Origin of the sequence: Clostridium sp. KNHs214, from assembly GCF_000744935.1 — a bacterium.
Taxonomy (GTDB): Bacteria; Bacillota; Clostridia; order Clostridiales; family Clostridiaceae; genus Haloimpatiens.
The window spans coordinates 658,326-671,757 of record NZ_JQMW01000011.1; the positions used below are offsets into that span (position 1 = coordinate 658,326).

General features: G+C 30.6%; 18 protein-coding genes and 2 pseudogenes. 12 read left to right on the forward strand and 8 right to left on the reverse strand.

Annotated features, from left to right (window positions below; all coding sequences use genetic code 11):
- Window positions 1-142: 142 nt before the first annotated feature.
- Window positions 143-1,153 carry a DEAD/DEAH box helicase gene (locus CC89_RS11610; protein ID WP_035292282.1) on the reverse strand — a complete coding sequence of 337 codons (1,011 nt, stop codon included), beginning with the start codon at window positions 1,151-1,153 and terminating at the stop codon, window positions 143-145.
- A 213-nt stretch (window positions 1,154-1,366) separates the two neighbouring features.
- Here CC89_RS11610 and CC89_RS11615 point away from each other — a divergent pair, with 213 nt between their 5' ends.
- Window positions 1,367-1,786, forward strand: coding sequence for a DUF3788 domain-containing protein (locus tag CC89_RS11615; RefSeq protein WP_035292293.1), 420 nt, complete (start codon window positions 1,367-1,369; stop codon window positions 1,784-1,786).
- A gap of 172 nt (window positions 1,787-1,958) precedes the next feature.
- On the opposite strand, the gene CC89_RS20560 is transcribed toward CC89_RS11615, so the two are convergent.
- Together CC89_RS20560 and CC89_RS11620 are read right to left on the reverse strand one after the other, a co-directional pair.
- Complete coding sequence (locus tag CC89_RS20560; protein WP_185750751.1) at window positions 1,959-2,135, reverse strand: hypothetical protein; 177 nt, start codon at window positions 2,133-2,135, stop codon at window positions 1,959-1,961.
- Between the two features lie 414 nt (window positions 2,136-2,549).
- Window positions 2,550-2,855 carry a hypothetical protein gene (locus CC89_RS11620; protein ID WP_035292294.1) on the reverse strand — a complete coding sequence of 102 codons (306 nt, stop codon included), beginning with the start codon at window positions 2,853-2,855 and terminating at the stop codon, window positions 2,550-2,552.
- 352 nt (window positions 2,856-3,207) lie between these two features.
- Here CC89_RS11620 and CC89_RS11625 point away from each other — a divergent pair, with 352 nt between their 5' ends.
- The 11 genes and pseudogenes from CC89_RS11625 (at window position 3,208) to CC89_RS11670 (ending at window position 10,577) form a co-directional block, all read left to right on the forward strand.
- The gene (locus tag CC89_RS11625) at window positions 3,208-3,663 is read left to right on the forward strand and encodes a MarR family winged helix-turn-helix transcriptional regulator (RefSeq protein ID WP_035292295.1); all 456 of its coding nucleotides are present in this window, start codon (window positions 3,208-3,210) and stop codon (window positions 3,661-3,663) included.
- Window positions 3,660-4,073, forward strand: coding sequence for a flavodoxin domain-containing protein (locus CC89_RS11630; protein WP_035292297.1), 414 nt, complete (start codon window positions 3,660-3,662; stop codon window positions 4,071-4,073). Before CC89_RS11625 ends, CC89_RS11630 begins: the two co-directional genes overlap by 4 nt.
- Window positions 4,074-4,077: 4 nt before the next feature.
- Complete coding sequence (locus tag CC89_RS11635; RefSeq protein ID WP_035292299.1) at window positions 4,078-4,491, forward strand: FMN-binding protein; 414 nt, start codon at window positions 4,078-4,080, stop codon at window positions 4,489-4,491.
- Window positions 4,492-4,740: 249 nt separating this feature from the next.
- Window positions 4,741-6,333 (forward strand): IS21 family transposase, encoded by a 1,593-nt coding sequence (gene istA, locus CC89_RS11640; RefSeq protein WP_051931461.1) that lies wholly within the window; start codon window positions 4,741-4,743, stop codon window positions 6,331-6,333.
- Entirely contained in the window at window positions 6,334-7,092 is a 759-nt protein-coding gene (gene istB / locus CC89_RS11645; RefSeq protein WP_035289149.1) for an IS21-like element helper ATPase IstB, read from the forward strand.
- 200 nt (window positions 7,093-7,292) lie between these two features.
- Complete coding sequence (locus CC89_RS21145; protein ID WP_051931742.1) at window positions 7,293-7,574, forward strand: hypothetical protein; 282 nt, start codon at window positions 7,293-7,295, stop codon at window positions 7,572-7,574.
- Between the two features lie 92 nt (window positions 7,575-7,666).
- The gene (locus tag CC89_RS21150; RefSeq protein WP_035292301.1) at window positions 7,667-7,975 is read left to right on the forward strand and encodes a transposase; all 309 of its coding nucleotides are present in this window, start codon (window positions 7,667-7,669) and stop codon (window positions 7,973-7,975) included.
- A 5-nt stretch (window positions 7,976-7,980) separates the two neighbouring features.
- Entirely contained in the window at window positions 7,981-8,280 is a 300-nt protein-coding gene (locus CC89_RS21155) for a hypothetical protein (RefSeq protein ID WP_051931744.1), read from the forward strand.
- Window positions 8,281-8,477: 197 nt separating this feature from the next.
- Window positions 8,478-8,750, forward strand: a pseudogene (locus CC89_RS21160) (IS30 family transposase); the annotation flags it as partial.
- A 517-nt stretch (window positions 8,751-9,267) separates the two neighbouring features.
- Entirely contained in the window at window positions 9,268-9,492 is a 225-nt protein-coding gene (locus CC89_RS11665; protein ID WP_035292303.1) for a helix-turn-helix domain-containing protein, read from the forward strand.
- Window positions 9,493-9,494: 2 nt separating this feature from the next.
- On the forward strand, window positions 9,495-10,577 hold the full coding sequence (locus tag CC89_RS11670) for an FAD-binding protein (protein WP_035292305.1): 1,083 nt from the start codon (window positions 9,495-9,497) through the stop codon (window positions 10,575-10,577).
- 14 nt (window positions 10,578-10,591) lie between these two features.
- Here CC89_RS11670 and CC89_RS20570 read toward each other — a convergent pair.
- The 5 genes and pseudogenes from CC89_RS20570 to CC89_RS20580 all read right to left on the reverse strand — a co-directional run.
- A pseudogene (locus tag CC89_RS20570) lies at window positions 10,592-10,705 on the reverse strand (IS3 family transposase); the annotation flags it as partial.
- 378 nt (window positions 10,706-11,083) lie between these two features.
- Window positions 11,084-11,455, reverse strand: a complete 372-nt coding sequence (locus tag CC89_RS11675; RefSeq protein ID WP_035292307.1) for an MmcQ/YjbR family DNA-binding protein — start codon at window positions 11,453-11,455, stop codon at window positions 11,084-11,086.
- 221 nt (window positions 11,456-11,676) lie between these two features.
- Window positions 11,677-11,943, reverse strand: coding sequence for a DUF3795 domain-containing protein (locus CC89_RS11680; protein ID WP_035292310.1), 267 nt, complete (start codon window positions 11,941-11,943; stop codon window positions 11,677-11,679).
- 39 nt (window positions 11,944-11,982) lie between these two features.
- The gene (locus CC89_RS21165) at window positions 11,983-12,834 is read right to left on the reverse strand and encodes a helix-turn-helix domain-containing protein (protein WP_035292311.1); all 852 of its coding nucleotides are present in this window, start codon (window positions 12,832-12,834) and stop codon (window positions 11,983-11,985) included.
- A 359-nt stretch (window positions 12,835-13,193) separates the two neighbouring features.
- A complete protein-coding gene (locus CC89_RS20580; RefSeq protein WP_185750752.1) occupies window positions 13,194-13,421 on the reverse strand; it encodes a hypothetical protein in 228 nt (75 codons plus the stop codon).
- Window positions 13,422-13,432: the final 11 nt, after the last annotated feature.

The following is a 13,432-nucleotide window of genomic DNA, read 5'->3' on the forward strand; positions in this document are numbered from 1 at the left end:
TAATAATAACATATAATTTTATAAAATAACACGGTTTTACTTTGTAAGTAGCCAGACCCTGTTCAAAAACTGGAAGTTTACTTCTAGTTTTTGTTGCTAATTGACACAAAGCCTAAAAGTCATAATGCCATGTCTAAACTATTTATTTTACAATAGTTTTGGTCATATTTTTCAATAGACCTGCTGCTGTTTTTTCTCCACCAGAAAGGCATCCGCAATCTCCAAATACTAAAAATGAATCTTTTGCTCTGGAAACTGCAACATTCATTAGATTTGGAGCTCTATTTATAAAATAGCGGCCATCTTCGTTACCATACACACTTGAAAATAAAATAATCTTTCGTTCTGCGCCCTGAAAAGTATGTACTGTTCCAACATCAATAAATTGTGCATAATCTGGGAATTCTTCCTTTATCAATTTTTTTATAAGAATACTCTGACTCTTAAATGGAGTTATTACACCAATCAATTCCTTCTCATTAATACTATTTTTACCCTTTTTTCTATAGCAATCTACTATAGCTTCATAATTAGCCTTTAACCAAGCAAGAATCTGCTTGGCTTCTTCTTTATTCTGCCTGCTGCTACCAGACTTCTGTGATCTAGACACGGTAATCTGTTTATGTCCCATTGCAGGTAGCAAACCAGAAAGAGCATTATTCTTGTCCTCTACGACGCTGCCACGTTTTGGTTCCAACTTATCTTCATATACTAATTTATTACAATATGTAACAATTTCATTATAGCACCTGCGATGTTCGCATAAGAATAACCCCTTTTTATATTTATCAAATGCACAAGATAATGATGCCAGCTTCATGATACTTGACTGTGAACAATTTAAACCATTTATTTCAAGTTCACAATATTGCTCTTTTCCATCGATAACTTTATTACTAATTGCCATCGCAATATCAAGTGCCCTAGTGGTTCCCCAAACAGGTGGTATTTGTTCTTCGTCTCCAACTACAACTGCCTTTTTTGCTAATGAAAACGATGGAGCCGCAACTTCTGGTGATATCTGTCCTGCTTCATCAACAATCAGTAAATCTATGTAATTATACATATAATAATGATTCTTGTCGTTTCCATTATATGCTAAAAACTGTTTTGGCAGCATAAAGAAAGTCATTACCATGCACGGCGAAATCATTGCTAATCTTTTGAAAACTGCACTTCTAAGTCAAATTATAACTATAAATCCAATAACTTTCCAGTAATTAAATGCATTTTAAATAATCATATTATTGCTAAAATAAAACTTACATTCATTTGAATTGCATATAAACAAGCTATATAATTTATCTAAGGAGATAATTATAGAAGCCTTAATTATTCCAATTATTAAAATGGGGGAGATGTACTTATGCTTGAAAAAGTACCAACAGAAGAAGAATTGAATCAGTTGATGGGAGCGGATATATTTGAAACATGGTGCTCTATCAACAACTTTATAAAGAATAATTACAATATGGATGTATTATGGGATGTTGGGGGAAAAACAGGCGTTTTTGAACTAAAATATCGTAAAAGTGGGAAAACATTTTGTGCGTTGTATCCAAGAGAAAAAGGTCTGCGTTTTTTAATTATATTTGGAAAGAATGAACGGGAAAAATTTGAAACATCAAGGATAAACTACTCTGAATATATTATTAACTTATATGATAATACTCATCAGTACCATGACGGAAAATGGTTATATATAGACATAATTAATGGCACAGTAATCGAAGATATAAAAAGATTATTATTGATAAAGAAAAAACCAAATAGAAAGAGGGTATAGTTATTATGAATGTAACAAGATGTGGATATTGTTGCGATTTATGCCAAGCATTTGCACCAAACATAAAAGATAATTAGATTGACTTTAGAGCAATAAGTAAAAGTGCGATTTGTGTTCGCACTTTTTTATTGGTTTACTATAAAGGATAAAATTTACGCAGATTTTCTCTTAGTTATTCGGTAGTTGTTTGTTTTTCAAATATAATTTTATAGTCATATGCCATCATAACGCCCATTTTTTCATTTGGCGGTATTACTACATGATATTTGCCATTTTGAGAAAATAACATCAAAGCAACTTCTTGAGCTGAATTAAATGCATTGTAAATTCTATCTAAAGTTGCAAGCAAAACATGTTTTTTTCTGCTGCTCTATTGCAAACATTTATAAATGCATCAATAAGGTCATTTATAACAAATGCTAGCAACATAACTGAGACACTCTCATTATAAAGAAATGCTGGTCTAAAACAAGTCTTATTTTAATATTTCATAAATTAACCCAATAAAATAAAAATCGCAAGTTAATATTCCATATTATTGAATATTAACTTGATGACATTAACCGTTAGCCAAATCACTGATTCCATTTGCATGACCAGTAATTCCTGTAGATGATTTGATTCATCACGTCGCTGAGCAAGAAATCCCATATAAACAAAAGGCATAACCTCCTTTCTTTCCAAGTAAAAAGAGCATACCGTTTTCACGATATGCCCAAACTTTGCATAAAAAAGCAAGGACATTTTCTATCCTTGCCAATAGTTATTTTGATTCTTGTGCCTCAGCTTCATCCAGTGCTTTTATGATTAGTTCGGTGATAAATGCTTTTTGGGTTAAGTGTGGATTTTTATCCAGGTAGTTTTTAATCCTTGCAAAGAGTTCCTCTGCTATTTGCAGTGCAAGTGTCCTTGTTTGTGCCATGTTTTTCATCTCCTTCATTTGATAATATTCAACAATCAGCTTTTCTACATATTGGTTTAGAGTAAGTCCGCTTTCTTCTTGGCTTGCTCTTACTCTATTGTGCAATTCTATAGGGATTTTAGCACATAAACTTTTGGTTTCTTCCATTTTCACTTCCTCCTATCTTTGATTTTGCAAGCAAAGCATACCCTAAAGTCTAAGTTAAAGCTATACCCAATACCAACAAGAATTGAAGTAATTTTTTCTCTCTGCTATATGCCGAGTATTGTCCATAGTATTCTTGCAAAAAACGGTAAGTAGATTGTAATTTTTATATATTTGTTTAAACGCCTTATCTGTAACAAATTCTCAAATAATCATTTTGAGTTTTCCTTTACATTTTGAGAGTATAAAATAATCCTATTAAAATTATCTTTAAAAGTTATAATATTGACAAGCAAAAATAAAGGTAATATAATACCTATATAAGTAATATGTTACCTAACGAAAGGATGATAAAATGTACGATTTTGAAAAGATGGATAAACGGTATATTATTTTTGCAAATATATTTTTACTTTCTAATCGCTTGCAAACAGTTATGGACAGCGATATTGAAGAGCTTACAGCTAAACAATGGCTGACCGCTATGATGCTTGGAATGTTTGATGAACCGCCGACCCTAAAACAGCTCGCTAAAATATGTGATTCATCTCACCAAAACACTAAGCAGCTTATATCAAAGCTTGAATCTAAGGGTTTTATTCGTATTGAAAATGATAACAAGGATTTGCGAGCTATGCGTATTCTCACAACAGATAAGTGGGTTAAATGGAACCAAGATAATAATGAAAACTCTATCAACTTTATAACAAAGATGTTCGAAAACCTTACCGACGAAGAAATTGCAGTAATGAATAAAGTACAACAAAAAATTTACGAAAATCTTGAAAATATGGAGGAAAATTTGAAATGAAAACAGAAATCATTTACGCCACAATGACAGGTCACAGTAAAAAAATTGCATCAGCCGTTGCAAATAAGCTTGGAATCACCCCACATAGCGTTAAAGAAAACCCCCAAATTAACGATTGTGATCTCCTGTACATAGTGAGCGGAATTTATGGAGGAGATTGCAGTCCTGAACTTTTAAAATTTACTCAGAGTTTATCCTCAAAACAAGTAAAAAAAGTTGCACTAATAACATCTTCTACAAGAGTTGTACCTCAAAAGACTATTCGTGATGCACTTGCTTTAAATGGTATTGAGGTGCTAAAAGATGAATATCTTTGTAAAGGTGGATTTTTATTTATGGCTTTCTCGCATCCTAACAAAGATGAAATAAATGGTGCTGTTAGATTTGCTGAAAAACTTATAAAGGAGTGATTGGATGATTTTAAATAAGAAAAAGAAAACTTCCATTATTGTTTTATCTATAGTTTTAATTGTATTAACTTTTATTGTAATTTTGTTTATAAATATCGTGTCAGAGTTAAAAAACGGAGAACAAACTCTTTCTAAAATGACTTTTACTGATATTAATATATCTTCAATTAAAGACGGAGCATATACAGGTGAATTTAAAGCAGGGCTTGTATTTGTTAAGGTAAAAACTACTATAAAAGATAAAAAGATAACTGATATAAAATTAATTGAACATAAAAATGGTAAGGGCAGTGGTGCAGAAAGCATTATTAGTGATATTATTGCAAAACAAACAACAGATGTTGATATGATCAGCGGAGCAACTATTTCAAGTAAAGTAATCAGAAAAGCTATAGAAAACTCTTTAGTTGAAAAATAATTTTTATAGGCAACCAAACCACAGATGGTGAGGTTGCCCTGCCTCATTAATGTCATAATTCGAGTATTATATTCCAGAGTATCCCTGAAAATCTGACCTACGGACAGTAAAAAAGACAACATAGTTAACTAATGCAAATAATATAATAAGAATGTAGGAAAAATACAAAATAAAAATGTATAAAAACCTACATTCTTATTTTGTATTTTGGACATAATTGCTATACTTCTACATGGAGGTATAACAACTATGATTAACAACTTACAAGGAGAGCTATTTCTAATGAATAGCATAGGAATTAAACCAAATTACGCCCAACTGGCAAAAAAATATGGTATGGATTGGAGGACTGTAAAAAAGTATGATCAAGGCTACAAAGGGAAACCAAAAACGAGAATTAAGAAAAGCAAGCTTGACCCATATCGTGTAGAAATTACTGATAAGTTAGCAATTCGTAGGATTACAATGAAAGGTGTTTATGAATTTATGGTGGATAAACATGGGATTAATACTATAGGTACCTATTCAAATTTCATCACTTATATCAAGAAAAACAAGTTACTACCTAAACAAAGTAATACTGGCCATCCACGTTATGAAACAAAAATTGGAAAACAAGGGCAAGTTGACTGGAAGGAGGATATAACACTTACTTCAAGATCTGGGGAAAAATACACTATAAATATTTTGCATGTAACACTTAGTTTTTCAAGATATAGCTACTTAGGACTATCCATTCAAAAAAAAACAGATGATGTTTTTAGATGTCTTATTAATTCCTTTGAAGCCTTTGGAGGAATACCAGAAGAGCTTTTGTTTGATAACATGTCCACTGTTGCAAATGTACATGGAGTAAAGAAAAAGATTACTGAAACAATGGGTAAGTTTGCAAAAGATTTTGGATTTAATGTCAGATTGTGTGGGGCAAGAAAGCCTGAAACAAAAGGGACTGTTGAAGCAAAAAATAAGGTAATTGACTGGATTCGGGCATATGATGGTGAATTTGATACATTAGATAATTTATTAGAGAAACTAAAGGAAATTAATTTAAAAATGAATATAAATATTAATACGGAAACAGGCATGTCGCCAACCGCTCTGTTTTATAAGGAAAAGGAATATCTGCATTCTTTACCAAAAGCTTCAATTATTGATACCTATCTATCACCAAATAAATATAAAGTTTCAAATGAAGCACTAATTAGATTTGGAGAGAGCAAATATTCCGTACATCCTAAGCTTATTAATGAGGAAGTTAGCGTTGATATCCTCGACAATAAACTATATATCTATTATAAAGGAAAACTTGTAACATTTCACTCAATTAATAAAAATCCAATTAATTATGTTCCAGAACATTACACGATACTTATGAAAGGGAAGGTTAAGGCTGCAGATTTAGAGGCTGTAGCTAATGAAAATTTAAAACTTATGGATAGATTATTAGAATCAAGAAAAATAGATATTTCAAATATAGAGGCTACAAAGTCACCCGAAGCATTATTAGCATATATGAATGGGAGCCCCTATGGTAACTGGATTATAGGGCAGTATGCCCATATGTCAAAAGAAAATCGAAGCACCTTTATTAAAGGAATGAATTTAGTACTTCCTTATGTAAAGAATAAAGAAATCTTCATGTCTAATTTAAAATTTTCAGTTAAAAACAATTGGTGTAAGCAATTAGATTATGATTGCTGGATAAATGATTTTATGGCAGTATGCGATGCAGAATGCATTCTAACAGATGAAGGATATAAAATAATTCATAATAAATATGAAAAAGAAATACAGGAGTTTACCTTAGGGCAGGCTCCAGGGATCGTGAGGATGAATTGCTAAATGAACAACTACAATACCCTTATTAATAACCTGGACACACTTGAATTAGTGCGAATTAGAGAGAACATTGATAGATACATAGATATGATGACAGACGGTAGCAAAACACCTGTTGATGCCTTATATGAATTAAGCCAATTAGAAATAAATTTCAAGAAGGATGCTGTAATAAAAGGGAATGTAAAAGTTGCTAATTTTCCGTTTTTAAAAGAAATTGATCAGTTTGACTTTGGATTTCAACCCTCAATAGATAAGGGAAAAATCATGGATTTTATAACACTTAGATTTTTAGAAAAGACGGAAAATATAATATTTTGTGGAAGTCCAGGAGTTGGGAAAACAAATTTAGCTGTATCAATAGGTATTGAAGCGGCTAAGCAACGTAATTGTGTGTATTTTATCACATTCCAGGAACTTATATCACAACTAAAAAAAGCAAGTGAAGAAAACAGGTTAGAAAGAAGAATAAAGTGGTTTTGCCGTTATAAACTTCTTATAATAGATGAACTGGGATATCAAAAGATGAATAATGAGTCTGCCAACTTATTCTTTAATCTTATAGCCAAAAGGTACGAGAAATCTTCTACAATAATAACAACTAATTCTCCCTTTTCAAAATGGGGTGATATTTTTCAGGAGCCAGTATTAACAAATGCTCTTTTGGATAGATTACTGCATCATTGCTCAGTTATCAATATAAATGGTCCATCATATCGCCTTAAAGATCAACTTCAATCAATCACTGCTGAGGAGGGGTAAAAGTACTAAATAAAAATGTAGGTTTTCCTACCATATTATTTTTGAAAAAACCTACATTTTTATATTGACATTTGCACTAAGGTTAAAGTTAAATATTGAAGGTAAAATTACCAATAAAAAAGTATAGAAAAAAACATAGCCAAGTCCTAAAATATAAGTTGTTACACCAAAACGAACTTATAAAACAGGAGGAAGTGGCTATGCTAAACAATCAAGAATATATTACAACAGAATTAGAAAAAATACTATATGAGATTCTACCCATAACAAGCAAAAGATTGAAAAATCTTGTTTATATAATCATAGGAATAATTTTATCAAAGTCAGTTGTAATCTCAGATATATCTGAGAAATTAAAGGATGATTTCACAGGTGCAACTGAGGAAAGTAAGATAAAGAGAATATATAGATTTTTTTCAAATTCACCAATAAATCCAGATTATTTATACAGTTTTTTTATTTTTTTATTAAAGAAGTTATAAAAAAATATGTAAAGCGAAGTAACAATAATAAATTAATTATAATATTTAATCATACAACACTTGATGATAGATTTTTAATATTGAAATTCTCATTGAAAGTGGGCAAAAGAGCAATACCATTATGGTATAAAATATTTGAGTATAATGAGAAAGGCAATAAGAGCTTTGAACATATAAAACAAGGAATAACAGAACTTAATGAAATTTTTAATGCTTATGATTATAAAGTTATATTATTAGCAGATAGAGGTTTTAAAAGTATAGATTTATTTAAATTCATAGATAGACTTAGCTGGCAATATTGCATAAGATGTACCAATGATATGCTTGTAACGATAGAAGGAAAAAAGAAAATTAAGTACCTAAGAGACATAACCCCTATAAAAAAAGATTCATTATAGAAGAAATGTTTAGGGATTTAAAATCAAATGGATTTGATATGGAAGGGACATGGACAGAAGACATCGTGTATTTTGGAAATCTATATTTATGCTTAAGTATAGCCTATACATGGATGATAATATTAGGGGCAGATTGCTCTAAGAATAAGAAAAGCAAAATCATAGGAGCTACAAAAAAATTAAAGAACAAAATGGTTAGAATATATAGCTTATTTAGTTGCGGCATAAAATGGTTCAATAGATGCTATGATTCTGATATTAAAAAGTACAAGCTTAAATTTGATTTAGTACTTTATGATATATAAAAGTTATAGAAAAACTTAACATTTGTTAATGTAATAGGAGGACTTTACGCTTATATACTTCCATAAATTGCATTTAAATATATACTTATCATATTAAGGATAGTGTTTTCTTAATTTACAATGTTAATGCCTTATAATGATTATTAATGAATGTAAACATGATTTATGTAAATTGCTGTCTGTAGGTCAGGTTTACGTGTAGTGAAAAGAGCATTTATAATTACATCGATGCATGTCTTTTCGATATCAGGAACATTGATCTTCCAAGGAAAGTCAAGTTCCGTGAGCGTTATGAGAAGCCTGAATTCAAAGTGGATAAAGGCTGTCGTATTGGTCGCAATTACGAAACTTTTGATTCATTTATTGAAAAAAATCCTGATACCGCGGTGGTACAAATGGATTCCGTGATTGGTAGCAAAGGTGGTAAATGCCTCTTGACCATTCACTTCGTGGATTGTAGTTTTTCATTATGATACAGCAGAGAAACAGGAAAATCAAACTGCATTTTGGTTACAAAAGTTGCATCTCATTTACAAAACTGGCTTTTCGAGTACAAAAACTGCTTTTCGTTTACAAATATTCAGTTGTTAGTTACAAAGATTGCTTTTCAACTTACAAAACGGCATCTCGTGTTACTATTGAGTTTTTCCTTTCTATATAATTATGATAAAAGATAAAAATATATTGTTTTATATAAAAAAATTATTGACAAACGATAAATGAGTGTTTATTATAGTGATATAAAAGGTGAATTGTAACGCGAAATTCCCATAAGAAATTTTAGTTCTTTTTTATGGCAGCTTTTAATTCCTGCATCTGAGAATTATCGTTATCAATTTCTAGTTGCCAGCATTGTTTTATCATTTGTCATCACCCATGCACTCAATATTTTACTTGAATGATAGCATGGGCTCTGCATATTTTTTAGTGGGAATGGATGAAATGTAATTTATTTTGTGATACCTATATTAAAGGATAAAATCCAATATGATTATAGTTAATTTGGATGTTATGATGGCAAAACGCAAAATTTCTTTAACGAAGTTATTAGAAGAATCAGGAATGACAAGGGCAAATGTATCAAACTTCAAAAATCAGAGAGCAAAAGCTTCTAGCTTTACCACTCTGGATGCTTTGTGTAGAATACTACAATGCCAACCAGAAGATATTTTAGAGTATAGGGAAGATTATGATTTAGGCAAGGAGGAATAAAGGTGGAAAAAGCAACGACTAAGGTATATGATATTGCAATTATCGGGTTAGGGCCTTCTGGCGCCATATTGGCAAGAATGCTTTCAAAAAAATATAAAATTATTGCCATAGATAAAAAAGACTCTGTAGAAAAGGGATTTCAGAAACCTTGCGGTGGATTACTCTCTTCCGACGCTCAGAAGGCATTGGCAAGGTTAGACATATGCCTTCCTAAGGATGTTATGGTAGACCCACAGATTTTTTCTGTTAAAACCATAGATTTGAAAAATAATATCATACGCCATTATCAACGGTTTTATATTAACCTTGATCGTCATAAATTTGACTTATGGTTGAAATCACTTATTCCCAACCATGTGGAGGTTCATAGTAATTCACGTTGTTCTGCTGTTGAAAAAATACCAGAAGGTTACCGAATAACTTTTCATGAAAACGGCATGGAACAGGTTATTATTGCAAAATATCTAGTAGGTGCAGACGGTGCTAATTCTTTGGTACGGCACACCCTTTATCCCAAAAGGAAAATACGGACTTACATGTCAATCCAGGAATGGTTTCTTGAAACACACCCTAATCCATTTTATTCCTGTATTTTCGACTTGGAGAATACAGATTGCTGTTCTTGGTCCATTTCTAAGGATAATCAGTTTATTTTTGGCGGTGCATTTCCTATAGATAATTCTCGGAAAAGGTTTGAAAATCAGAAAAAAAAGCTAGAGAAAATTGGATTTAAGTTTGGAAAACCTATAAAAACAGAGGCATGCATGGTTCTGAGACCATCGTCATTCTATGATTTTTGCTGCGGAAAGAACAACGCTTTTTTAATTGGGGAAGCTGCTGGCTTTATTAGTCCAAGCTCCCTGGAGGGAATAAGTTCAGCCATAAACAGTGCTCAGATTTTGAGCGAAGTATTAAATGCTAATAGTAAAAATGCTAACAGAGAATATAGATTGAAGACTTTTAATATTCGTTTGAAGATCTCTTTTAAACTACTGAAATGCCCATTTATGTATAATTCTTCTTTACGTAAGCTTGTATTAAAAAGTAGACTAAAGAGTATCGATATTGCTGTGACAAAAAGGTAAGCTTTCAAATCATAGGGCGACAGATAACCCAGTGCCTGATGCCTTCTTTTTCTGTTGTAAAACACTTCTATGTACCAGAATATATACCTTCGGGTTTCTTCACGGGTGGCATAGCTTTTGTTGTAGAGTGTAGTGCGTCAAAATATAGCTTTTGAAAATTGCACTTCTAAGTCAAATTATAACTATAAATCCAATAGCTATCCAGTAATTAAATGCATTTTAAATAATCATATTATTGCTAAAATAACCTCTTTATTTCTAAAATCATCACCATTTGTATTAAAGTTATAAAAGCTTGCAAAGTGAGTAAATTCAATGATTATAACAAATCCTTGCGACGTATTCCTACTACACACTCCACATGGCTTGACTGCTAACGGTAGACAATCCTAATTTAATAAAAGGCTCTGTTTTAACATGATATTAAAATATTCCCAAATTATAGGTGGAGTTATCCACCTATAATTCTCAATATAATATATAAAAATAAACTTCGCCATGTTGGCTCAATCAATTTTATCTTCGCCTACAATTTCTCTTTGCATTTTTTTGCTTAAAGAATTTAATACTAATTCATATGACATATTTATCATCTGTTTTAAAATATTATCAGACACATCACCCTCTAAATATACTGAGTTCCAATGTTCTTTGTTCATGTAATATCCTGCTACAATATGCTGATTTTCCTTTCTTAAAAATCGTCCAAAGGATGGTTCACATTTCAAAGTAATAATCCTTTTGTTATCTTTATCTCCACCTTGCATAGCGAAAATTTTTCCTCCAACAAGGTATCTTGTTGCTCCCCATTCTATCTTAAAATCTTTTTCTACTCCCTTTTTCGAGAGACAATAATCATTAATCCATTCATATTTCATAGAATTTCTCCCTCGCTTCCAATTATATAAATTGCCTTAGTAGTATCTATCTATTTCAACATTAAATTAAGACATTCCTAATAAAAATATAGCGATTTTGCCTAAATAGAAATTGTATTTTTAACACTTATACTTACATAAAATAGTTGTATGTAAAAAACTATAGTTTTTGTATAGAAACTATAGTCCTTTAAAATATTCTTTAAGGTACTTCATTAGTTTTATTGACATTCACAAGCCCATTTCTTGCATTGTTCTATTCTTTTTCCATCATCGCCTTGTTCTTTATCATATGCAAACTGATTAAGTAAATCACAAGGAAAATCTCCACATTTTCCACAATGTAAAAGTTTCTTACCTTCACAACAGGATTTTACTGGACAGCTCTCACCCCAAAACGGTTTATCAATATGTACACAACCTTTGCATTTCACTTGTTCTTTGTATTTACATTCTGAGCATAAAATACCACATCTTGATTCTATCATCATTTATTCCCCCAATTCTATAATATCTTTTATTATATATTAATATTTAAACGGTTCATTGTAAAAATCGGACATGTTTCTAAAAAATAAATTAGGAGAAACGCCACATATTTGCTTAAAATCCCGAATAAAATGTGATTGGTCAAAATAACCTAAGATTTGAGCTGTATTTAAGCAATTTTTATAATCAATTTTTTTAAATATATTGATTGAATGATTTACTCTTACAAGTCTTGAAAACATTTTAGCATTTATTCCAATATACTCATTAAATAACCTATTCAAATGACGTTCACTAATATATTCATTTGCAGATAATTCTTTTATCGTTAATCTTCCATTTGTAGCCTTAATTATATCTAAAGTAGACTCTATAACTGCATGTTGTTTGTTATTTTTTTCTATTGCTTTCAGAAAAATCATGTTAACCATTGAAATCATATCGTCTATATTATTTGAAATTTCCATAGCATGAATTAATGAATATGACAAATACTTGTCAACTTCACCTACTCGTACTTGAATATCGCATAGTTCTGACTGATTTATACCAGTAATAGCATGTAAACCACCAGGCATAAACTCAATAAAAAACCTTATCTTTTTTAAATTAACATCATTCTTTACTGTAACTGTTTTTGTTGTTGCTCCCCACAGACTTGATGAAAAATCATTATTTTCATAAGTATATATAATACACCCACTTGAATCAGGTATTAGAGTTATATCACTAATGTTATCCCTACATGTTCTCATTTCATTTGTATTTGGAAACGATACTGTATAGTGTGCTATATAATTGCTAAGTAGTGGATGAGGTGCTATGTATATGTGATTTGGTATTTCTTTTATTTTTAAATGCCTATTTACCGATATGTCATAAAAAAACAACTCCCGCCCCCCTATTCCAAATATAAAATACATCCATAATTATACTATATTCACTTGTAATATTCCATAAACACTTCCAATCAATAATCTAATAATATTTTTTATATTATCTATAAAAGTTATATTATTCTTGTTTCTGCATATAATATAATGTTAAGAGGTTTCTCTTTTAATATGAGATGAAAACTTAGCTAATACCTCTTAACATCACAATAAAAAAGGTTTAATGCTATTTAGGATTAATGATATAAAAGGATTAGGTACTTATTTATAAGTATTTTTATCAAAAGGTAGAGATAGAAATCCTATCTTTAAAAGAATGAAAGGTAGCTGTCGCTACCTTTTATTTGTTTCATTTATTATAATGAATAGCTAATTAAGCTTATGGTCATTTTACTAAAGTCTATCTCACTTAAATTATTTGCTTTGAGTAATTCAATCAAATAGTTATCATCACGAAGTTCTTTAGTAACTGGATTTATTACCCTTCTATTTAATTCATGCTGTAAATTGTTCTTTGTTGTTTCATTAGATACTACGACCTTAAAAAACAATTCTATCTCACAATTAAAAATTTTACTAAGCACATTGTAACAAA

What these genes read in the sequence shown, in the direction of transcription:
- CC89_RS11610 (WP_035292282.1), bottom strand. Translation starts at nt 1,153, where the DNA reads ATGATTTCGCCGTGCATGGTAATGACTTTCTTTATGCTGCCAAAACAG.
- CC89_RS21155 (WP_051931744.1), top strand. Translation starts at nt 7,981, where the DNA reads ATGTTTAGGGATTTAAAATCAAATGGATTTGATATGGAAGGGACATGG.
- CC89_RS11615 (WP_035292293.1), top strand. Translation starts at nt 1,367, where the DNA reads ATGCTTGAAAAAGTACCAACAGAAGAAGAATTGAATCAGTTGATGGGA.
- CC89_RS21145 (WP_051931742.1), top strand. Translation starts at nt 7,293, where the DNA reads ATGCTAAACAATCAAGAATATATTACAACAGAATTAGAAAAAATACTA.
- CC89_RS11625 (WP_035292295.1), top strand. Translation starts at nt 3,208, where the DNA reads ATGTACGATTTTGAAAAGATGGATAAACGGTATATTATTTTTGCAAAT.
- CC89_RS11675 (WP_035292307.1), bottom strand. Translation starts at nt 11,455, where the DNA reads ATGAAATATGAATGGATTAATGATTATTGTCTCTCGAAAAAGGGAGTA.
- CC89_RS11620 (WP_035292294.1), bottom strand. Translation starts at nt 2,855, where the DNA reads ATGGAAGAAACCAAAAGTTTATGTGCTAAAATCCCTATAGAATTGCAC.
- istB (WP_035289149.1), top strand. Translation starts at nt 6,334, where the DNA reads ATGAACAACTACAATACCCTTATTAATAACCTGGACACACTTGAATTA.
- CC89_RS11665 (WP_035292303.1), top strand. Translation starts at nt 9,268, where the DNA reads ATGATTATAGTTAATTTGGATGTTATGATGGCAAAACGCAAAATTTCT.
- istA (WP_051931461.1), top strand. Translation starts at nt 4,741, where the DNA reads ATGATTAACAACTTACAAGGAGAGCTATTTCTAATGAATAGCATAGGA.
- CC89_RS11680 (WP_035292310.1), bottom strand. Translation starts at nt 11,943, where the DNA reads ATGATAGAATCAAGATGTGGTATTTTATGCTCAGAATGTAAATACAAA.
- CC89_RS11635 (WP_035292299.1), top strand. Translation starts at nt 4,078, where the DNA reads ATGATTTTAAATAAGAAAAAGAAAACTTCCATTATTGTTTTATCTATA.
- CC89_RS11630 (WP_035292297.1), top strand. Translation starts at nt 3,660, where the DNA reads ATGAAAACAGAAATCATTTACGCCACAATGACAGGTCACAGTAAAAAA.